The 19626-nt window shown below is 60.3% G+C and carries 19 protein-coding genes and 1 tRNA gene; 5 read left to right on the top strand and 15 right to left on the bottom strand.

The annotated features are described in order from the left end of the window. Positions 1 to 106 precede the first annotated feature (106 nt). Positions 107 to 178 (bottom strand) — tRNA-Asn (locus HMPREF2681_RS03900). A 276-nt stretch (positions 179 to 454) separates the two neighbouring features. Here HMPREF2681_RS03900 and HMPREF2681_RS03895 point away from each other — a divergent pair. Both HMPREF2681_RS03895 and HMPREF2681_RS03890 read left to right on the top strand, forming a co-directional pair. Continuing rightward, complete coding sequence (locus HMPREF2681_RS03895; protein WP_069359307.1) at positions 455 to 1612, top strand: S-(hydroxymethyl)mycothiol dehydrogenase; 1158 nt, start codon at positions 455 to 457, stop codon at positions 1610 to 1612. Further along, complete coding sequence (locus HMPREF2681_RS03890; protein ID WP_049170745.1) at positions 1609 to 2241, top strand: MBL fold metallo-hydrolase; 633 nt, start codon at positions 1609 to 1611, stop codon at positions 2239 to 2241. Before HMPREF2681_RS03895 ends, HMPREF2681_RS03890 begins: the two co-directional genes overlap by 4 nt. A gap of 14 nt (positions 2242 to 2255) precedes the next feature. Here HMPREF2681_RS03890 and dnaG read toward each other — a convergent pair whose 3' ends face one another. Then, complete coding sequence (gene dnaG / locus HMPREF2681_RS03885; protein ID WP_080971472.1) at positions 2256 to 4187, bottom strand: DNA primase; 1932 nt, start codon at positions 4185 to 4187, stop codon at positions 2256 to 2258. Positions 4188 to 4307: 120 nt separating this feature from the next. On the opposite strand from dnaG, the gene HMPREF2681_RS03880 reads away from it, so the two are divergent. Then, the gene (locus HMPREF2681_RS03880; protein WP_070438686.1) at positions 4308 to 4811 is read left to right on the top strand and encodes a guanyl-specific ribonuclease; all 504 of its coding nucleotides are present in this window, start codon (positions 4308 to 4310) and stop codon (positions 4809 to 4811) included. Between the two features lie 4 nt (positions 4812 to 4815). On the opposite strand, the gene HMPREF2681_RS03875 is transcribed toward HMPREF2681_RS03880, so the two are convergent. After that, positions 4816 to 6108 carry a deoxyguanosinetriphosphate triphosphohydrolase gene (locus HMPREF2681_RS03875; RefSeq protein ID WP_048732682.1) on the bottom strand — a complete coding sequence of 431 codons (1293 nt, stop codon included), beginning with the start codon at positions 6106 to 6108 and terminating at the stop codon, positions 4816 to 4818. A gap of 28 nt (positions 6109 to 6136) precedes the next feature. On the opposite strand from HMPREF2681_RS03875, the gene HMPREF2681_RS03870 reads away from it, so the two are divergent. Continuing rightward, positions 6137 to 8170, top strand: coding sequence for a TPM domain-containing protein (locus HMPREF2681_RS03870; RefSeq protein WP_222865373.1), 2034 nt, complete (start codon positions 6137 to 6139; stop codon positions 8168 to 8170). Positions 8171 to 8178: 8 nt separating this feature from the next. On the opposite strand, the gene HMPREF2681_RS03865 is transcribed toward HMPREF2681_RS03870, so the two are convergent. The 3 genes from HMPREF2681_RS03865 to HMPREF2681_RS03855 are packed head-to-tail and all read right to left on the bottom strand — an operon-like array spanning position 8179 to position 10537. Beyond that, positions 8179 to 8595, bottom strand: a complete 417-nt coding sequence (locus HMPREF2681_RS03865; protein WP_049192874.1) for a hypothetical protein — start codon at positions 8593 to 8595, stop codon at positions 8179 to 8181. Next, complete coding sequence (locus HMPREF2681_RS03860; RefSeq protein WP_049170730.1) at positions 8583 to 9152, bottom strand: hypothetical protein; 570 nt, start codon at positions 9150 to 9152, stop codon at positions 8583 to 8585. Before HMPREF2681_RS03860 ends, HMPREF2681_RS03865 begins: the two co-directional genes overlap by 13 nt. Continuing rightward, positions 9152 to 10537, bottom strand: coding sequence for a glycine--tRNA ligase (locus HMPREF2681_RS03855; protein WP_049189626.1), 1386 nt, complete (start codon positions 10535 to 10537; stop codon positions 9152 to 9154). The genes HMPREF2681_RS03860 and HMPREF2681_RS03855 overlap by 1 nt, the downstream gene beginning before the upstream one ends. Before the next feature lie 190 nt (positions 10538 to 10727). Here HMPREF2681_RS03855 and HMPREF2681_RS03850 point away from each other — a divergent pair, with 190 nt between their 5' ends. Further along, complete coding sequence (locus HMPREF2681_RS03850; RefSeq protein ID WP_070546112.1) at positions 10728 to 11222, top strand: Fur family transcriptional regulator; 495 nt, start codon at positions 10728 to 10730, stop codon at positions 11220 to 11222. 38 nt (positions 11223 to 11260) lie between these two features. Here the strand turns inward: HMPREF2681_RS03850 and HMPREF2681_RS03845 are convergent, their stop codons facing one another. The 9 genes from HMPREF2681_RS03845 to hrcA are packed head-to-tail and all read right to left on the bottom strand — an operon-like array spanning position 11261 to position 19622. Further along, positions 11261 to 12028 carry an isoprenyl transferase gene (locus HMPREF2681_RS03845; RefSeq protein ID WP_049170724.1) on the bottom strand — a complete coding sequence of 256 codons (768 nt, stop codon included), beginning with the start codon at positions 12026 to 12028 and terminating at the stop codon, positions 11261 to 11263. After that, positions 12012 to 12761 carry a DNA repair protein RecO gene (recO, locus tag HMPREF2681_RS03840; RefSeq protein ID WP_016423113.1) on the bottom strand — a complete coding sequence of 250 codons (750 nt, stop codon included), beginning with the start codon at positions 12759 to 12761 and terminating at the stop codon, positions 12012 to 12014. The genes HMPREF2681_RS03845 and recO overlap by 17 nt, the downstream gene beginning before the upstream one ends. Before the next feature lie 4 nt (positions 12762 to 12765). Further along, positions 12766 to 13707, bottom strand: coding sequence for a GTPase Era (gene era, locus HMPREF2681_RS03835; protein ID WP_042389423.1), 942 nt, complete (start codon positions 13705 to 13707; stop codon positions 12766 to 12768). A 4-nt stretch (positions 13708 to 13711) separates the two neighbouring features. Next, complete coding sequence (locus tag HMPREF2681_RS03830; RefSeq protein WP_016423115.1) at positions 13712 to 15040, bottom strand: hemolysin family protein; 1329 nt, start codon at positions 15038 to 15040, stop codon at positions 13712 to 13714. Beyond that, a complete protein-coding gene (gene ybeY, locus HMPREF2681_RS03825; RefSeq protein WP_005511056.1) occupies positions 15037 to 15570 on the bottom strand; it encodes an rRNA maturation RNase YbeY in 534 nt (177 codons plus the stop codon). Before ybeY ends, HMPREF2681_RS03830 begins: the two co-directional genes overlap by 4 nt. A gap of 16 nt (positions 15571 to 15586) precedes the next feature. Continuing rightward, a complete protein-coding gene (locus tag HMPREF2681_RS03820; protein ID WP_070546110.1) occupies positions 15587 to 16615 on the bottom strand; it encodes a PhoH family protein in 1029 nt (342 codons plus the stop codon). Positions 16616 to 16627: 12 nt separating this feature from the next. Then, positions 16628 to 17407 carry a 16S rRNA (uracil(1498)-N(3))-methyltransferase gene (locus tag HMPREF2681_RS03815; protein WP_070429160.1) on the bottom strand — a complete coding sequence of 260 codons (780 nt, stop codon included), beginning with the start codon at positions 17405 to 17407 and terminating at the stop codon, positions 16628 to 16630. Between the two features lie 44 nt (positions 17408 to 17451). Then, positions 17452 to 18582 carry a molecular chaperone DnaJ gene (dnaJ, locus tag HMPREF2681_RS03810; protein ID WP_070429161.1) on the bottom strand — a complete coding sequence of 377 codons (1131 nt, stop codon included), beginning with the start codon at positions 18580 to 18582 and terminating at the stop codon, positions 17452 to 17454. A 2-nt stretch (positions 18583 to 18584) separates the two neighbouring features. Then, on the bottom strand, positions 18585 to 19622 hold the full coding sequence (hrcA, locus tag HMPREF2681_RS03805; RefSeq protein WP_016423119.1) for a heat-inducible transcriptional repressor HrcA: 1038 nt from the start codon (positions 19620 to 19622) through the stop codon (positions 18585 to 18587). Positions 19623 to 19626: the final 4 nt, after the last annotated feature.

Genomic DNA, 19626 nt, shown 5'->3' with positions numbered 1-19626 from the left:
CCCGGAAAAGACACACTTTTCTTTACTTAACCCTCGTTTAACCCTCTTCTTCGTCTTCTTAAACGAAAACCAGGCCAGAGAAAAACTCTCTGACCTGGCTTAATTGCTCCTCCAGCTGGACTCGAACCAGCAACCCTTCGATTAACAGTCGAATGCTCTGCCATTGAGCTATGGAGGAATATCCACCGCACAGAACCGGCTAAACCGAACTTCGGCCATGCCGTTCCTTGCGACGGATAGATACTTTACCCAGACCCCTTGAAACTCACAAATCACCAGGTCAAAGGTCAATTTATACCTTCTTTTCCCACACGTCATGACACCGTTGTGAGTTCTCAGAGCCACGCAATCCACACAATCCACGCAACCTCACACAGCGCCCACAAAGCTCCTACCAGTACTGAAAATGCTTTCCATCATGCACTTTTCATACCGCGCTCATACGATGGGGCTTATGTCTGAACAAACCAACGGAACCGAAAACACCGAGCAAACCGCACGCGTTGTGCGCGGCGTTATCGCCCGCGAAAAAGGCGCACCTGTAGAACTTACTGATATCCACATCCCGTCCCCGGGCCCGAACGATGTCATTGTCGACATCCAGGCCTGCGGCGTCTGCCATACAGACCTGGCTTACCGCGACGGCGATATCACCGACGAGTACCCGTTCTTCCTCGGCCACGAGGCCGCAGGCGTGGTCTCCGAGATTGGCGAAGAGGTCACGCATGTTGCCGTCGGCGATTTCGTTGTCCTCAATTGGCGCGCCGTCTGTGGCGAGTGCCGCGCCTGCAAGCGCGGTGAGCCACAGTACTGCTTTAGCACTTTCAACGCCTCCAAGCCCATGACGCTTGCCGACGGCACCGTCCTCACCCCGGCACTTGGAATCGGCGCTTTTGCGGATGCCACCCTCGTCCACGAGGGCCAGTGCACCAAGGTCGATTCGGCAGCCGATCCGGCCGTTGCGGGCCTGCTGGGCTGCGGTGTCATGGCCGGCATCGGTGCGGCTATTAACACCGGCGAGGTTAAGCGCGGTGAATCGGTAGCCGTCATCGGCTGCGGTGGCGTTGGTACGGCCGCTATCGCCGGTGCCAAGCTGGCCGGCGCTAGCAAGATTATTGCCATCGACATCTCGGACGAGAAGCTGGATACCGCCCGCGAATTCGGCGCGACCGAGACCATTAACTCTGCGGAGCTGGCTAAGAGCGATAAGGGCACCGGGGAAGAGGATTCCGTCGTTAAGCGAGTGCGTGAGCTGACCGACGGTTTCGGTGCTGATGTCGTGATTGATGCGGTCGGCCGTCCGGAAACCTACAAGCAGGCGTTCTACGCCCGTGACCTGGCTGGACGCGTTGTTCTGGTCGGTGTTCCGGCGCCGACAATGGAGCTGGACATCCCGCTGGCGGATGTGTTTAGCCGCGGTGGTGCGTTGAAGTCGTCCTGGTACGGCGACTGCCTACCAGAGCGCGACTTCCCGATGCTGGTGGATCTGTCGTTGCAGAACCGCCTGCCATTAGAGGGCTTCGTGACGGAGCGCATTGGCATTGAGGATGTTGACGAGGCCTTCGAAACCATGAAGGCCGGTAAGGTACTGCGATCGGTGGTGACGCTGTGAACAAGGGTTTGAGGGTCGACCACGTTCTCACGTCGGGCACGTTCTCGCTCGATGGTGGCACGTGGGACGTAGACAACAACGTATGGGTGCTCGGCGATGACCGTGAGGTCATTGTCATCGATGCGGCGCATGAGGCGCAGCCGATTATTGACGCGGTGGATGGCCGCAAGGTAAAGGCGATTGTATGCACCCACGCGCACAACGACCACATCACTGTGGCCCCTGAACTGCAGGAGAAGCTCGACGCTCCCCTGCTCGTCCACCCGGGCGACCAGATGCTGTGGGAGCAGTCCTGGCCGGACCTGGCACACGAGGACCTCGCGCACGGTCAGCGCCTGGAGATTGCAGGCACGGAGGTTGTCATTATTAACACTCCGGGCCACTCCCCTGGCTCGTGCTGTCTGTACGTACCGGAGGCCGCGGAGCTGTTCTCTGGTGACACGCTGTTTTCCGGCGGTCCGGGGGCGACCGGTCGGTCCTACTCGGATTTCGACACGATTATTAACTCCATCCGCGACAATCTGCTGACTCTGCCTGCGGAAACGACTGTCCGCACGGGTCATGGCGACCACACGACGATTGGCCGCGAGGCTCCGCACTTGGAAGAGTGGATTCGCCGCGGCTACTAGTCGCTAGCCACTAGCTACTCAAACACGACCTTGACCGCCTCTGCTTGCAGTTCGCGGCGGTACTGCTCCATCGCGAGCAGGTCCGCGAACAGCGAGTTGTAGGCGGTTTCGTCGTCTGAGGGGCGCATTCGTGAGAGCATCGCCTTCAGCTGTGCAATTTGGTCACCGACCCACACCTCCTGCAACCGCGCCAGAATCGCCTGCGCATACGGGCGCAGCGTCTCTGCATCGACGGCGATTTGCTCCACGCCCAGCTCAGTCACGAGATGCTTGACGACGTCCTCCCGCGCCTGATCCATAATTGCGGTCGCCCAACTATGTGGCTGTGTGGCCGCTTCCCCGCAGGCACCACCTGCAGCCATGATGGCATCGAATACCGCCCGGTAGGTCGGATGCCCAAAGGTCTCGGGTGCGAGCGCATCGAATACCGGGCCGGTGGTGGCGGGCTCTTGAATTGCCAACTTGAGAGCCTCACGCTGCGCATAGAGCACAGGGTCCCGCGGGTTTGGATACGGCAGTGCCGGGTTGCGCCGGCGCCGCGCTTCCTCTGCCTCTTCGCGGGCACGGGCCTCTTCTTGGCGACGCTGGTAGGGAGTGCGCTTTTCATTCTGTGGCCGACTGGCCTCCTCGCGGACGCGCTGCACCAGCTCGGCTTCATCATTCCAGCCAATCCAGCCGGCAACTTCGCGGGCATACTCATCGCGCAACGCCGCGTCCTTGAGCTGGGCCAGGACAGGCACCACTCGGCGCAGCCCGGAGACCCTGCCATTAGCGGTGGTCAGGTCATAGTCGGCCAGAAGTGTGCGGAGGACAAATTCGATCAATGGCCGTCGTGAAGCAACGAGATCGCGGACTGCGGCCTCGCCCTTCTTCTGGCGCAGATCACACGGATCCATGCCGTCCGGCGCGACCGCGACGTAGGACTGGCCGGTGAAGTTCTGCTCCCCCTCGAAGGCGCGCATGGCGGCCTTTTGCCCTGCCTCGTCGCCGTCGAAGGTGTAGATGAGTTCGCCGCGGAAGAAGTTGTCGTCGAGCATGAGACGACGCAGCAGCTGGAGGTGTTCCTCGCCGAAAGCGGTACCGCAGGACGCGACGGCCGTGGTCACGCCTGAGGCGTGCATGGCCATGACGTCAGTGTAGCCCTCCACGATTACAGCCTGATGACCAGTGGCAATGTCCTTCTTTGCCAGATCCAAGCCGAAAAGGACCTTGGACTTCTTGTACAGCATGGTCTCGGGCGTGTTCATGTACTTGCCCAGATTGTCATCGTCGAAAAGCTTGCGGGCACCAAAACCGATGACATCGCCGGACATATTGCGGATCGGCCACATGAGACGACGGTGAAAACGATCGATCGGCCCCATGCGCCCCATCTTGGAAAGACCCGCCTTGTCCAACTCCTCGAAGCTAAAGCCCAGGCGCTGCAGGTGCTTGGTTAGAGTGTCCCAGCCGGCCGGCGAGTAGCCACAGCCGAACTGGGCCGCGTGCTCGGCGGTGAAGCCGCGGTTTTCCAGAAACTCGCGCGCGGGCGCTGCCGCTGGAGTGGAGAACTGTTCGCGGTAGAACTTCTGTGCCTCGCGGTTTGCGGCGATGAGACGCTGGCGAGTTCCCGGTTCCTCGCGACGGCCCGTGCCGCCGCCCTCATAGTTAATGTGGAAGCCAATTTTCTCCGCACAGGCTTCGACAGCCTCCGGGAAAGACAGGTGTTCCATCTCCATGAGGAAGCTGAATACATCACCGCCCTTGCCGGTGGAAAAGCAGTGGTAGTAGCCATGATTGGGGCGTACGTGGAACGACGGCGTGCGCTCGTCTTTAAAAGGCGAAAGCCCTTTCAGAGAATCCGCGCCAGCCGGTTTGAGGTTCACGTATTCTGCAACGATTTCCTCAATCGGAGTCCGTTCGCGGATTGCCGCGATATCGGAGTCCGGAATTCTTCCCCTAGCCATGAAAATAACCTTACCCAAACCGTCCAATCGACTCCGCCGTAGAGGTTTCGCATGCCGACGAGCCGCCCGCGCCCAACCCAAAAACGTGCCGGCGGCGACAGATATGGAAAGATACTAGCCATGGCTGAGTGGAAGAAGATTGCGAGCGGTGTAGGCGCTGCCGCCCTGGTGCTGGCTGGTAGTTATTTCGGGCTCGATGGCGGAGACCAGAACTCTACGGCATCCGAGAACTCACAGGGGTCGCAGGATTCCACTGCCTCCAGCGCGAAACCAGGCCCTAAACCTGGCCCCAACTTGGGCAGCAACAAGGCCGGCACAAAGGGTGCCACCTGCGCAGTAGATACCCTGCCGCAGGAGGCCGACGATGTTATCGACCGCATCCTGACCGACCAGGACCACATCTATTCGCAGCACGACGGCAAGCACTTCGGCAACTACGAGGGACGCCTGCCGAAGGAGCGCGGTGACTACTACCGCGAATACACCGTGACCACCCCGGGCAATTCCAGCCGCGGTGCACGCCGCATCGTTGTCGGCGGCGGTTCCGAAAACGATCCGGATGTCTGGTACTACACCGACGACCACTACGAGAGCTTCTGCGAAATTCCTGACGCGGAGGAGTAGACAACTATCCCCACGCCGCGGCCACACCAGCAATCTGGCGATCAAGCCGCTCTACACGCGACTCCGTCATTGACGCTAGCTGATCAACAATCACCCGCAGCCGCGCTTGGTCACTCTCCGCGCGGGAATAGAGCCACTGGAACATCGGATCAAGCGTTCCCGGAGCACCCTCCTGCAGATACTCGGCCACCCGGAAAAGGCGATCGCGCTCACGCTCCTGACGGCGAATATGACGCGGAAGATCCATCACATACAGCACGGCGATGGTCTTCAGCATGGTGACCTCGGCCAGAATCGAGCTGGGCACGGCGAGGTCCGCGTCGTAACGCCCGAGCGGAAGCGTCGACCCGGAGGCAGCACGCGTACCCGCGACGGAAGCAGTGACAAAACGGCCGACCAGCTCCGAGGTCATCCGTTTCAGCGCGACCAGCGAGCGCAGCGAACCATCATAGGACGCCGCAGCTGATACCACCGGCAAGCTGGCAAGACGCCCGGCAGCCTCGACGAGCTCCGCTGGATCGCCACCAAATGCGGCAGCGCCCTTGTCAGCGAGTGCGGCCAGTTCCACCGTGTCCCACAGAACACCCAGGTCAACGCGGCCAGAGACGATGCCATCCTCGACATCGTGGACGGAATAGGCGACATCGTCAGACCAGTCCATGATCTGCGCCTCAAGACACTGCTTGCCGTGCGGAACGCCCTGGCGAATCCACTGCAGAATTGCGGCATCTTCCTGGTAGGCCCCGTACTTGTGGCGGAGCTGACCATCGGGACCGATTGGCGTCCACGGGTACTTACAAGCCGCATCGAGCGCCGCCCGAGTGAGATTGAGTCCGCAGGGCTCACCTGTACCATCGAGCACCTTCGGCTCGAGGCGAGTGAGAATACGCAGCGTCTGCGCGTTGCCCTCAAACCCGCCGCACCCAGCGGCAATCTCGTTGAGGGCGCGCTCGCCGTTGTGGCCATACGGCGGATGCCCGATGTCATGGGTCAGGCCGGCCAGCTCTGCGAGATCCTCATCTGCACCCAACTCGCTGGCGATTCCGCGGGAAATCTGCGCGACCTCCAGCGAGTGAGTCAGGCGTGTGCGGGGAGTATCGCCCTCCCCTGGCCCCACAACCTGGGTTTTGTCAGCCAGCCTGCGCAGCGCTGCGGAGTGCAGGACGCGGGCGCGATCTCGTGCAAACGCCGCCCGGTGGGTTTCCAAGGACTGCACCCCGGGCAGCAATGACTGCTTCGGAGACTCCTCGACAATACGAGCGAGTTCAAAAGATGAATACGAAAATTTACCGGCCACGTAATTATTGTTACGTATCCTTGTAGATATGTCTGACAGGAATCGCGTGTTTCGCCCCCTTTACCTTGCCGCATCGGGTGCTTTTCTCGGCCTGAGCATGCCGCTAATTACTGCCGCACTACCGGCACAGCCACCGGTTCACGCACCTGCTTCGCTGCTGGCACTCGCGCCGTCAGCATCCCTGGCGCACGCCGAGGCACCGGCGGATGTGTCGGGCGAGGTGGCTGATCTCGCAGGTGTGCTGAGCGGCGGCGATGAAGCTCGTCTGAAGGAGCAGATTCAGCAGCTCAAGACAGAGAAGCGACTCCTGTTCTCGGTGTTTTACATCAAGAGCTTCGACGGCATTCAGGGCGAACAGTGGGCGCAGCAGGCCTGGGAGCACCTCGGAGCTGCCGACAACCGCGGTGTCCTGGTCGTCGCCGTGGAAGACCGAAACCTCGGCGCTTTCGTCGGAGACTCCTTCCCCCGCAACGCGGAGGCCATCAACAGAGCAGCTCAAGGGCAGTTGTTAGAGGATGACAACTGGGCAGCTGCGGGTGAAGCTGCCATCGCCGAGGCAGGCGGTGGCAGCGGCTCCGCCGGTGGGTGGGCACTCGGCGCCGGCCTCGGTGGTGCCGCCGTTGTCGGTGGCGCCACCTGGGCCGTGGGCCGCCGCAATAAGAAGAAGCGCGATGAGGAGGAGATCGCTCGTGGCCGCAACATCGACCCCAAGGATGTCTCTTCGCTGGACTCGCTGAGCACCAGCTCGCTCGATGTTCTTGCGCACGATGAGATTGTCAGTACCGATGAGTCCATTCGCAAAGCCCGCACCGAGCTCGACCTCGCCCGCGCTGAGTTCGGCACCGAACGCATCCGCAGCTTCGACAACGCACTGAAGCACTCTCAGTCCACGCTCGAGCGTGCGTTTGCACTTCGCCAACAGCTTGACGACGGCTCCGTGTCCGACGAAATCGAGCGCCGCAGTGTCCTACTGGAGATTATCTCCACCTGTGGTGTTGCGGATGACCAGCTCGACGGCGAGGCCGCAAACTTCCAGAAACTCCGCCAGGAGTTGATGAATGCTGAAGCGACGATTTCGAAGCTCACTCAGCGAAGTGTCGAGCTGCGTTCACGTATGCCGCGTGCCGGCGAAATTCTCGATGGTCTGCGCGCACGTTACGAAGAGCAGATGCTCAGCTCTGTGACCGACAATATTGATATGGCCACGGAGCACCTGAATCAGGCTGACCAGTCAATGTCTGAGGCCCGCCGCATCGCGGACCTACCCGCCGGTGAGCAAGGTGGTCTGATTGATGCACTGTCGGCCACCGACTTTGCGCTCACACAGGCAGAGAGTCTTCTGGAGGCCATTGAACACGCCGATAGCGATATTCACGCTGCAGTCGCGGGGCTGGCTTCCCTTATCGCCGAGGTCCGCGGTGAAATCGATGAGGCCTCGCACCTGATGTCGGCACCGCAAGGCGCCAACATCAACCGCGAGCGTCTCAATGCGGCCATCGAAGCAGGCCGTGAAGCACTCGGCGTGGCAGCCAATAAGTCCGAAGTGGATCCACTGAGTTCCTGGACCGCACTGACCGATGCCGATGAGCTGCTCGACGAAGCCCTCGACTCCGCTCGAGACAAGGCCGCATCGTTCGCCCGCGCTACCGCTACTTTGCAGCACAGCATGCAGGATGCCGACAATCACATTCGCGCCGCGGCTGACTTAATTGCTACCCGCCGCCGTGTGGTTGGTGCTGAGGCTCGCACTCGCCTCGCGGAGGCGCAGCGTGCTTACGGCTCTGCTCAGGGCTTGGCCAACGACGATCCGCGAAAGGCTTTGGCCTACGCACGTCGTGCGCGCAAGCTCGCGGCTGAGGCCGCTGACTTGGCCCGCCGTGACATCCGCCGCTACCAGGATCAGCGCCGCGGTGGCGGCAGCAACGGTTCGATGGTCGCCGGCATGGTGCTAGGCAGCATGCTCAGCAACAACAGCGGCTTTGGTGGCAGTATCGGCGGATTCGGCGGTTTCGGCGGAGGTTCGAGCCGACCAGGCGGCTCCGGCAGCACAATGGGCTTCTAGATTCCCGCCTAAATTCGCATCTGGCGTGGTCCATCCACAGACCACGTCGCCAGAGCGGCGGCAATCAGCCAGTCTTCGAAACTCCCCCGGAAGTCTCCTTTCTGGGCATAGACACCAAATACCCCTCGGCCTAGGCTGTCCTCTCTGACGATTCGGGCGAGCTCATAGCCTGGCCGTTCGATGTCGAAGACCGTGCGAATTCCCCGTCCTTCTCTGTTTAGGACGAAAGAATCCCCCTCATCTGGATTCGTCATCACTAGCGCGTTCGTGCTAAAAAAGCGGGCTTTCACCTGCCAGCCACGCCCTTGTGGCGAGGTGATCCAGAAAGCACTAAAGACCCCGTCCTGACAGCTCCAGCCGTCGGACAGGGTCTTTTTGTTCTCGTCGTAAACGACGCCGTCTGCAATAGTTGCTACACGATCCACACCCAAATCATATAGGCAATCAGCAAGAGCAAGCAGACAGTGAGAATCCAGGTAGAGGAAACCATGCGGGACTCCAGCACTCGACGAGCACTGTAGACCAGGAAGATCTTCTCCTCTTCCGGCAGCGCACGGCCCTCATCGGTGTCGAACTGCACCTCTGCGTGGCGCACGCCACGGGACGCACCGGTAAACTGGCCCCACTTCTCGCCGGTCTTCGCATTCTCGATGACGTAGTTCGTCGATCCCTCGCACACCAGCTTGCCTTCAGGACGTTCCGGCCCAAAGGTCACTGAAAGCTGCTTGGCTCGCGAAATCTTGTCACGGTCAGCAGCAACGGTCGAGAACACGCGGCCGTCGGGAAGCGTGGCGGAAACACGGTGATTAGCAGAGGCATCAATGACCCACTCCCCTTCCGGGGTGTTGAGGCGATCGCCCTGCTCATCACGGATGTACGTGCCGACTTCGGTGCTTTCCTTCAGAATCGGCCAGGTTTGCTCGGATTTTTCCCGAGAGCCGTCGCCGAGACTATAGGATTCCCAAAAAACTTCTTCGGCCATTAGCAGCCCACCAGGCGAGCTGCGAGGTAGCCTTCCAGCTCGTCAATCTTGACGCGCTCCTGCTCCATGGTGTCGCGGTCACGGACGGTCACAGCGTTGTCCTCGAGAGTATCGAAGTCAACGGTGACACAGAACGGAGTACCGATCTCATCCTGGCGACGGTAACGACGGCCGATAGCACCGGAGGTGTCGTAATCGACGGCCCAGTACTGGCGCAGCTTGTCGGCGACAGCCTCAGCAGTCGGAGTCAGGGTGTCCTTCTTCGACAGCGGCAAAACAGCAACCTTAACCGGCGACAGACGCGGGTCCAGCTTCAGCACAGTACGGGTGTCGGTGCCGCCCTTTGCGTTCGGCACCTCTTCCTCGGTGTAGGCATCGCACAGGAAGGCCATCAGGGCGCGGGTCAGACCGAAGGACGGCTCAATGACGTACGGAACGTACTTTTCGCCGGTGACCTGGTCGTGGTAACGCAGGTCTTCCTTGGAGTGCTCGATGTGGCAGCCGAGGTCGTAGTCCGTACGGTTGGCGACACCCATCAGCTCGCCCCACTCGTTGCCCTGGAAGTGGAAACGGTACTCGAAGTCGATTGTGCGTGCAGAGTAGTGAGCGCGCTCGTCCTTCGGAACGTCGAACTGACGCATGTTCTCCGGGTTAACGCCCAGGTCAATGAACCAGTTCCAGCAGGCGTCGACCCACTCATCGAACTTCTCTTCCGCCTCGTTCGGTGCGACGAAGTACTCGATCTCCATCTGCTCGAACTCGCGGGTACGGAAGATGAAGTTGCCCGGGGTGATCTCGTTACGGAATGCCTTACCGGTCTGGCCGATACCGAACGGTGGCTTCATACGAGCCGTGGTCATAACGTTCTTGAAGTTGACGAAGATACCCTGAGCGGTCTCCGGGCGCATGTAGTGCAGGCCCTGCTCATTGTCGACCGGGCCGAGGAAGGTCTTCATCAGACCGGAGAACATCTGCGGCTCGGTCCAGTTGCCCGGCTGACCGGTCTCCGGGTCCGGAACATCTGCCAGACCATTGGCCGGCGGGTGACCGTGCTTGGCCTCGTAGGCCTCCAGCAGGTGGTCAGCGCGGTAGCGCTTGTGGGTGTGCAGGGACTCCACCAGCGGGTCGGTGAAGGTAGCGACGTGGCCGGAAGCTTCCCAGACCTGGCGCGGCAGGATAATGGAGGAATCCAGGCCGACGACATCCTTACGACCGGTGACGAAGGTCTTCCACCACTGGCGCTTGATGTTTTCCTTCAGCTCCACACCCAGGGGACCGTAATCCCATGCCGAGCGGGTACCGCCGTAAATTTCACCACACGGGTAAACGAACCCCCTGCGCTTACACAGGTTGGCGACGGTATCGACAACTGACTTAGGTGCCACGGTCTAGACCACTCCTTATAAATGGCTTCGCATCGCACACCACACGCCTTTTCCGGGCACACAATTCAGCCCGTTCCGTGCGGCGAACGACATAATGAAAAGCAAAATGTACTGACCCCAACAGGCCAGTTAAAAGTTCCCCTATACTCTAGCGCATCTTGTCCAACCGATACCGGGTAGTGTCGGTTACATGGCTGGCGAAGATATGCACGAAGTTAGTTCTGGCGAAAACCCACGTGGTACGGGCTCCCCCGCTAGCACCGGAACACAAGCCTCCGCGCGGCCGGCCGCAACCCGCATCGGCCAGCGCAGTACTCGCCAACGCTGCGCCGTCGTGTCGATTATGAGTGAGGCCCCTAATTTTCGCTCCGCTGCTGACATTCATAAGTCGCTGACGGAACGTGGGGACAAGGTCGGCTTGACGACGGTCTATCGGACGCTCCAGTCCCTTGCAGAAATGGACATTGTCGATGTTCTGCACAATGCCTCCGGAGAGGCTCTGTACCGGCTGTGCGGTGACCACCACCATCATCACCTGGTCTGCACCGATTGCGGCAGCACCGTTGAAGTCGCCGGCGGCCCTGTCGAGCAGTGGGCGCACAGCCTTGCGGAGGAGCACGGTTTTAATCTGACCGGGCACACTGCTGAGGTCTTCGGCCTGTGCAGGGACTGCCAGAAGAAGTAGCCCGGGCTCCCCCCCCCCCCCCTAAAAAAATATCGGCTCTAGGCCTTGCCGAACCTACGGTCGCGCTTTGCGTACTCCACCACTGCGGCGCGCATGTCATCCCGACCGAAATCCGGGAAAAGCTTGTCTTGATAGACCATCTCCGCATAGGCGGACTGCCAGATCAAGAAGTTGGACGTGCGCTGCTCGCCCGACGGACGCAAGAACAGATCAACATCCGGCATAGTCGGCTCATCCAGGAACTGTGCGAAAGACTTCTCGGTCAAGTCATATTCGCTGAGCTCCCCCGCTGCTGCCTGACGAGCAATCTCTCTAGCAGCATCAACAATTTCAGCGCGACCACCGTAGTTGACGCACATATACAGAGTTAGCGCGTCATTGTCCTTCGTCTGTTCCTCGGCAATCTCAAGTTCCTTAATCACCGAGCGCCACAGTCGCGGACGACGCCCTGCCCAACGCACGCGAACGTTCTTCGAATCCAGCTCATCACGACGTCGACGCAGCACATCGCGATTAAAGCCCATGAGGAATCGGACCTCATCGACCGAACGACGCCAATTCTCAGTGGAAAATGCGTAAGCCGACAGGTGCTTGACGCCCATCTCCAAACAAGCATCGACGCACTCCATCAGCACGGCCTCACCACGCTTGTGCCCCTCGGTGCGTTTGAGCCCACGCTGTTCGGCCCATCTACCATTGCCGTCCATCACGAGCGCGATGTGATTGGGCACGAATTGCTGCGGTACAGGAGGATTCAACACGCTTCCTATTGTGCCCCACCGCTGACGTTTACTGCCAAAAAGCATCCACATGTTCCAGCGCCGGCACCCGGCGGCCCAGGTAGTACTGCAGGTACTTCGCCGTTAGGGTACGCGCCGTCGCCATTCGTCCCTCGAATTCGCTTGACGACGTATCGATGCCCGCCCATTGCTCATGAGCAAGCTGCCACATCAGATGCAGAACCTCGGTCGGCGGAGTATCTGCACCCGGTGGCCTGCAGTTGGTGCACACTGCTCCGCCCAGTGCGGGAGAAAACGCGTGGTGAGGGCCGGCTTTGCCGCAGCCTGCGCATTCAAAGAGGCTTGGCTGCCAACCTGCCTGCGCCATTGCTCGCAGGATGTAGGAGGTCAGCAACAAATCGGGGCGATGGCGACCGGCCGCAACGTCGTCGAGCGATTGGGTGGTGAGATCCCACAATTCGGGAGCCGGCACTTGCTCCTCGCCGACAATGCGTTCGGCGACGTCCAGGACTGCACACGCACAGGTGTAGCGCGCATAGTCGTCGACAAGCGGTGCTGCCCACGTGCGCACGGTATCTGCGCCTGCGATAGTGGACAGTCCTCGGCGTGGGTAGATGTTGACATCCACGTCGACGAATGGTGAGAGGCGGGAGCCGAAGCGGCTCTTCGCGCGGCGCACGCCTTTGGCGACACCGCGGACTAGGCCGTGGTCGCGGGTGAAAAGGACGATGATGCGGTCGGCTTCGCCGAGGTCGTAGCGGCGTACGACCAGCGCACGGTCGCGATACGGCTCGACCAACTTTTTAGAATCCCAACTTGCCCAGCTGCTTCGGGTCCGACTGCCAGTCCTTCAGCACCTTCACGCGCAGGTCAAGGTAAACATTCTGACCGAGCAGCGCAATGAGTTCCTTACGAGCTTTGTGAATGGTGGTGCCCATGCGTCGACCGTCGCGCCCCATGAGGATGGACTTCTGCCCCGAACGCTCGACATAGATAACGGCGTGGACATCCAGGACGCCTTCGCGATCCTGGTTTGGCAGCACCTCATCGATCTGGACTGCCACGGAATGCGGCAACTCATCGCGCAGACCGCCGAGGGCCGCCTCGCGGATGAGCTCTGCCATCCGGGTGTGCAGATCCTCATCGGTGATGTGCCCCTTCGGGTACAAGCGCGGTCCCTCCGGCAACTGGGAAGCCATGACATCAATCAGCGTGTTGATGTTCTCGCCGGACTTCGACGACAGTGGCACCAGCTCGGCATCCGGACCGAGCAACTCCTGCAGCTCGATAAGGCGCTCAATAATGGTGTCGCGCGAGACCTTATCCACCTTGGACACAATGCCCATGATGTTCTTGCAACCTTTGGAGACGTTCTCGTAAATCCAGCGGTCACCGGGGCCAATTTTCTCGTCGGCAGGCACGACCATCGCGACCAAGTCCACATCGGAGTAAGTCTCCTGAACCATGTCATTCAGGCGCTCACCGAGCAGCGTGCGTGGCTTGTGCAGACCTGGCGTATCCACGACAACGATCTGACAGTTCTCGCGGTGGACTACACCTCGGACTGGATGACGCGTGGTTTCCGGCTGGTTAGCGGTAATAGCGATCTTCTCGCCCACCAGGGAATTGGTCAGCGTGGACTTACCGGTATTCGGACGCCCCACAATGGAAACGAACCCAGAGCGAAAGCCCTCCGGCGCACTGTAATCATCAGCATCTCCGCCAAGTCCAGCATTGGCCAGCATGTCATCAAGATTGCCCATCAGTATCTTCTTCCTCGGAGTAAAACTCCGCAGTCGGCTCCACCACCACAGTGCGTACCCGCATACGACCACGACGGTCACGCGAGCCCTCGGCGGTAAACTTCAGTCCTGCATATTCTACGTACGAACCGGGCAGTGGCACACGTCCAAGCTCATATGCCAACAGACCGGAGACCGTATCCACCTCATCGGTGACCTCGTCATCGAAGACGAGTTGGCGCCCGTGGGCTTCGTCGTAAAGCTCTATGAGCTCGCCCAAGCTGAGGCGCGCCTGCACGCGGTAGGAGGCATCCCCCAGTGGTTCGATGGGGGCCTGCTCGGCCTCGTCGTATTCGTCGGCAATCTCACCGACAATCTCCTCGAGGATGTCCTCAATAGAGATAAGACCGGCGACCGATCCGTATTCGTCGATGAGAATGGCGATGTGATTGCGGGTGCGCTGCATTTCATCGAGCAGATCATCCAGTGGCTTGGAGTCGGGAACAAAAACGCAGTCGCGCATGACTTCGGAGACGCGAACACCGCGGCCACCATCAGTACGCGAGTACGTCTGCTGGACAATGTCCTTCAAGTAAATGACGCCGACGATGTCCTCAACGCTCTCGCCAATCACCGGCAGTCGCGAGTGACCCGACTTCACGCATAGGGCCACTGCCTGACCACAGTGCTTATCCGCCTCAATCCACACCATCTCTGGGCGCGGAACCATAACAACGCGTGCCGACGTTTCCGCGAGATCGAACACAGACTGAATCATGCGGCGCTCATCGTGCTCCACAATGCCGCGCTCCTGGGCGATATCGACCATCTCGCGCAACTCGACTTCAGTGGCGAACGGGCCATCGCGGAAGCCACCACCAGGGGTGATGATGTTGCCGAACCAAATCAGCAACTTTTCCAGTGGCCCCAACACCTTGGCCATAAAACTCAGAACGACCGCGGTGGCGAGGGAAATCGAGTACGGATTCTTCCGACCCATCGTGCGGGAAAACACCCCGAGGACCAGGAAGGTGAACAGAGCCAACAACACCACTGCAGCCACAATGGCCCAGCGTTCCGGCTCGAAAAGCTTGAGACAGACCGCCGCCAGCGTCACTGCACCGATTGACTCGCACAGCGTCCGCAAAATCACCAGCACATTGACGTGCCGAGCGCGATTTTCTACGACCTTGAGAAGCGCATTAGCACCCGCGACCTCGTCACGCTGCAGCTCAGCCACGCGTGCACGGGAAATGCCTGCGACCGCAGTTTCGACTGTGTTAAGTCCGCCAGCGCAGATCATCGCCACAACGGCGACAATTATCAAAGTGATCATCGCTCGTTAGAACGTTCCGGGAACGCATTGGGGTTAATCGGTTTTTCGGAAAAACTGACACCACGACGATCGATGTCGTCGTACCAGTCCGCCAACAGACCATTCTGCAGGGAGAACATCTGGCGCTCTTCCTCAGCAGTGACGTGGTCATAGCCCAACAGGTGCAGCACACCATGCACGGTGAGCAGCACCAGCTCGTGGCTCAGAGGGTGGCCTGCGCGCTCAGCCTGGCCCGCAGCGAACTCGGGGCACAACACGATGTCGCCAAGCATGGCAGGTCCTGGGCTGGCAGCATCGGGGCGACCAGAGCCGGGAGTGAGCTCATCCATCGGGAAGCTCATCACATCCGTCGGCCCCGGCAGGTCCAGCCAGCGCACATGGAGGTCTTCGATTGTCTTCAAGTCGACAATGTGAATGCTCAGCTCGGCTGCCGGATGCACGTCCAGGCGGCCCAGCGCATAACGGGCAACGTCGATAAGCGACTCTTCATTGACGCCCTGACCGGACTCGTTGAAAACTTCAATGCTCATGTAATTTCAGCGTCCTTTATCGTTTTGTGGCGGACTGTCGCTTTTGTGGGGACTCGGCGCCCTGTTCAATACCTTCGTTATAGGCATCGTAGTCATCGTAGGCCTCGACAATTGCGGTTACCAGCGGGTTGCGCACCACATCCGCAGCCGCCAGCGCCGGAAAAGCGATTCCCGGCACACCGCGCAGCACCTCACGGGCGACAGCTAGACCGGACTTCTGCCCTCGAGGCAGGTCGACCTGGCTGGCGTCACCGGTGATGACCATCTTCGAACCGAAGCCCAGGCGGGTGAGGAACATTTTCATCTGCTCCGGAGTAGTGTTCTGTGCTTCGTCGAGAATAATGAACGCATTGTTCAAGGTACGACCGCGCATGTACGCCAGCGGTGCGACCTCCACTACCCCAGTTTCCATCAGCTTTGGAATCAGCTCCGGCTCAAGCATTTCGCGCATCGCATCGTGCAATGGGCGCAGGTAGGGGTCAATCTTCTCATGCAGAGTACCCGGCAGGAAGCCCAGGTTTTCACCGGCCTCCACTGCGGGGCGAGTCAGAATAATGCGTTCGACCTGCTTATTCTTCAGCGCAGCAACAGCCTTGGCCATGGCCAGGAAGGTCTTGCCCGTACCGGCGGGGCCGATACCGAAAACAACGTTATAGCGGTCGATGGCATCGACGTAGTTCTTCTGCCCCTCGGTCTTGGGCCGCACGGTCTTGCCACGATGTGTCACGATGCCGCCACCGAGCACCTCGCTGGCGGACTTCTCCCCGCGATCCACAATGCCCACCGCGTGCCGCACCGACTCCGGGGAGAGCTCATGCCCACGACGGGCCATTGCCTCTAGCTCCTTGAAAGCGCGGACAGCCAACGAAACATCCGCCGGAGCACCCTTGATTGTCACAACTCCGCCGCGGACATGAATATCCGCTGCCAGCAGAGATTCCAGCAGACGTAGGTTCTGATCCGCATGACCGACCACAATCGGCGCGAGATTGTCATCGAGCTCGACGACGGCGGTGGTACGAGCAGTTACTGAATACTTTGTCATTATGCGTCTATCCTACTGACCACGCGTGGGTGCGCCGCCCCAGCGCTTTGTCAACGGGCCCAGTGCGCAAAGAGCAGCAGCTCCCGCGAGGGCGCTGCGGAGAACTGTCGGGCCGAGTACTACCGAGCTCGCACCTGCGGCACGGAAGGCCTCGAGTTCCCCAGGGCTCACTCCCCCTTCTGGGCCGACGATGAAAAGAACCTTGTCAGCGTTTGCTGCCTGCGCGGCGAAGTCCACGAACGGAGCTGTTTCCTCCTCGTGCAAAACTGCTGCCACACCACCTGCTGATGTGGTTTCCCGGATGAGTTGCTCAATATCGGCGGAGCTATGCAGGTCCGCGACCGGCGGAATCCATGCACGACGAGCCTGCTTGGCTGCCTCGCGCGCAGTCGACTGCCACTTGGTGCGGGCCTTAGTGACCTTCGCGGTACCCTGCCATCGGGCTACACAATTCACGGCCGCCCAGGGGATAATCTCATCGACCCCGGCCTCGGTCATCAAATCGACCGCAAGCTCAGCACGATCCGACTTCGGCAGCGCCTGCACCACAGTGACGTGCGGGCGCGGACGTGGACGTTCCTCTGCGGCGACCACGCGAACGTGGACCTCACGAGGGTCTACGTGCATGAGCTGTGCTCGCACCACCTTGTCCGCACCATTGGCAAGAAGAATCTCCGAGCCCTCCTTCAGCCTGCGAACGCTGATGTGCTTTGCCTCCGACCCGAGGATCCGAATGATTTCTTCCGGGCGCGGCAGCTCGGTGAACTCACCGAGGAATACGGGCAAACTCATGTGTGCTTCACACTCACTGGAGGGGCTTTGGGGGATGGCGTGTTCTAACGGCGGCGGAAACGGGAGAAGAAACCGTTGCGCTCACTCGAGTCTGACACCTTGGCATCATCATCGCGGTGCTCGCGTAGCTTCTCCAGCAGCTCGCGGGACTTGCGGTCCAGCTTCGTCGGCACCGTGACATCGACGTGTGCGACCACGTCGCCGTTGCCCTCGCCGCGCAGATGCGGCATGCCCTTACCCGACAGACGAATCTGCTCTGCCGGCTGGGTGCCCGAATCAACCTTGATGGTCATTGGCTCGCCGAGCAGGTCGTCGACCTCAAACTCGGTACCAAGTGCGGCATCAGCCATGGGCACCTGCACGTTAAAGTGCAAATCATCGCCCTCACGCTCGAATACCGGGTGCGGGTCCATGGCAACTTCCACGTAGAGGTCACCCGCCGGGCCGCCGCCCGGGCCGACCTCGCCCTGCCCTGCCATGCGAATACGCATGCCATCAGAGATACCTGCCGGAACGTTGACCGTCAGATCACGGCGAGCACGGACGCGGCCATCGCCACCGCAGTTGTTACACGGATCGGGGATAATTTCGCCGGTGCCCTCACAAGTCGGGCACGGCCGCGAGGTCATCACATTGCCCAGGAAGGAACGCTGGACCTGCTGAATCTCGCCAGTACCATCACAGCTGGTACACATCTTCGGCTTGGACTTGGACTTCGAGCCAGTTCCCTCGCACTGCTCACACAGCACCGCGGTGTCCACCGTGATGGGCTTGCGGACACCGGTGAATGCCTCATCGAGGCCCAGCGAAATACGCAGCAGCGCATCTGCACCTGGCTGCACACGCGAGCGGCGCTGGCGAGTACCGCCGGCACCGCCGAAGAATGCCTCGAAGATATCGCCGACTCCGCCGCCACCGAAACCGCCGAAGCCACCGCCTGGCATACCGCCCTGCGGATTGAGAGGATCTCCTCCCATATCCACAATCCGGCGCTTTTCAGGATCCAGCAGGACCTCGTTCGCCTCAGAGGCCTCACGGAACTTCTCCGCAGCTTCTTCATCACCCGGATTACGGTCTGGGTGGTACTTGAGCGCCAGCTTTCGGTACGCCTTCTTAATCTCAGCGTCCGTAGCGTCCTTCTCCACTCCGAGGATGCCGTAATAGTCGCGTGCCAACTTTAGCTACTTCCTTTCAATACCCGGCCAACGTACTGTGCAACAGCAGCAACCGAGGAAATTGTTCCCGGATAATCCATAAATGTGGGGCCAACTACGCCCATGCCACCCAAAATTTCGGTGCCGGTTCCATAGCCAGTTGAAACAACTGAGGTAGCGCGCAGCTCCTCGTCCTCGTTTTCCTCACCGATGGAAACGCGAACGTGGTGCAAATCCTGCGCGGCCGACAGCAGTTTCAGCACGACCACCTGTTCTTCGAGAGCTTCAAGAACCATGGGCAACGTAGAAGGTAAGCGACCGGCCATATTACCACGGGTCAAATTCGATGCCCCGGCCAGGATGAGTCTGTCATTCGGCTTCTCAATCAACGACTCCACCAGCACCGTCGAGCAGCGAATAAGCACATCCCGCAAATCACGCGGGGCGTTAGCCGCAAGATCGGAGATCGCAATCGACGCGTCGGCAAGCGTGTGCCCCGACATTGCGCGGTTGAAATGCTCACGCAAGAGCGGCACGAGATCGGGATCCATCGGTGCTGGCAGCTCAACATTGCGCTGCTCCACGCGCCCGGTGTCAGTGATGACTACCAGCAACAATCGCGCGTCGGCGAGCTGTACGACCTCGCAGTGCCGGACGCGGGAGACCTCCAGCGTCGGCACCTGCACCACTGCGACCTGACGAGTTAGCTGGGCCAGCAGCTGCACACTGCGGCGCAGCACGTCCTCCAGATCGACGCCGCCTTCGAGGAACTCGAGGATAGCTCGGCGCTCGGCCCGGGACAGCGGCTTAATCTGCGAAAGATTGTCCACAAAAAGGCGGTAGCCCTTCTCAGTCGGGATACGCCCGGACGATGCATGTTCCTGCTGGATATAACCTTCAGCCTCCAGCACCGCCATGTCATTTCTGATGGTCGCCGAGGACACACCCAGATTGTGGCGCTCCACCAGAGCCTTCGAGCCAACGGGCTCCTGGGAAGCTACGTAATCCGAGACAATTGCCCGAAGAACTTCCTGCCTGCGCTTATCCGTCTGAGATGACATGCGG

This window comes from Corynebacterium sp. HMSC064H12, assembly GCF_001809925.1.
Classification (GTDB): Bacteria; Actinomycetota; Actinomycetes; order Mycobacteriales; family Mycobacteriaceae; genus Corynebacterium; species Corynebacterium jeikeium_D.
The sequence above is the reverse complement of the archived record's forward strand: the minus strand, read 5'-3'. Positions and strand labels throughout refer to the sequence as shown.

Bases quoted from the DNA above. Each gene is read 5' to 3' on its own strand.
- HMPREF2681_RS03815 (WP_070429160.1), bottom strand. From the start codon at position 17,407: ATGAGTTTGCCCGTATTCCTCGGTGAGTTCACCGAGCTGCCGCGCCCG.
- HMPREF2681_RS03860 (WP_049170730.1), bottom strand. From the start codon at position 9,152: ATGGCCGAAGAAGTTTTTTGGGAATCCTATAGTCTCGGCGACGGCTCT.
- HMPREF2681_RS03850 (WP_070546112.1), top strand. From the start codon at position 10,728: ATGGCTGGCGAAGATATGCACGAAGTTAGTTCTGGCGAAAACCCACGT.
- HMPREF2681_RS03820 (WP_070546110.1), bottom strand. From the start codon at position 16,615: ATGACAAAGTATTCAGTAACTGCTCGTACCACCGCCGTCGTCGAGCTC.
- ybeY (WP_005511056.1), bottom strand. From the start codon at position 15,570: ATGAGCATTGAAGTTTTCAACGAGTCCGGTCAGGGCGTCAATGAAGAG.
- HMPREF2681_RS03870 (WP_222865373.1), top strand. From the start codon at position 6,137: ATGTCTGACAGGAATCGCGTGTTTCGCCCCCTTTACCTTGCCGCATCG.
- era (WP_042389423.1), bottom strand. From the start codon at position 13,707: ATGCTGGCCAATGCTGGACTTGGCGGAGATGCTGATGATTACAGTGCG.
- HMPREF2681_RS03845 (WP_049170724.1), bottom strand. From the start codon at position 12,028: ATGCTTTTTGGCAGTAAACGTCAGCGGTGGGGCACAATAGGAAGCGTG.
- dnaG (WP_080971472.1), bottom strand. From the start codon at position 4,187: ATGGCTAGGGGAAGAATTCCGGACTCCGATATCGCGGCAATCCGCGAA.
- HMPREF2681_RS03880 (WP_070438686.1), top strand. From the start codon at position 4,308: ATGGCTGAGTGGAAGAAGATTGCGAGCGGTGTAGGCGCTGCCGCCCTG.
- HMPREF2681_RS03895 (WP_069359307.1), top strand. From the start codon at position 455: ATGTCTGAACAAACCAACGGAACCGAAAACACCGAGCAAACCGCACGC.
- HMPREF2681_RS03830 (WP_016423115.1), bottom strand. From the start codon at position 15,040: ATGATCACTTTGATAATTGTCGCCGTTGTGGCGATGATCTGCGCTGGC.
- hrcA (WP_016423119.1), bottom strand. From the start codon at position 19,622: ATGTCATCTCAGACGGATAAGCGCAGGCAGGAAGTTCTTCGGGCAATT.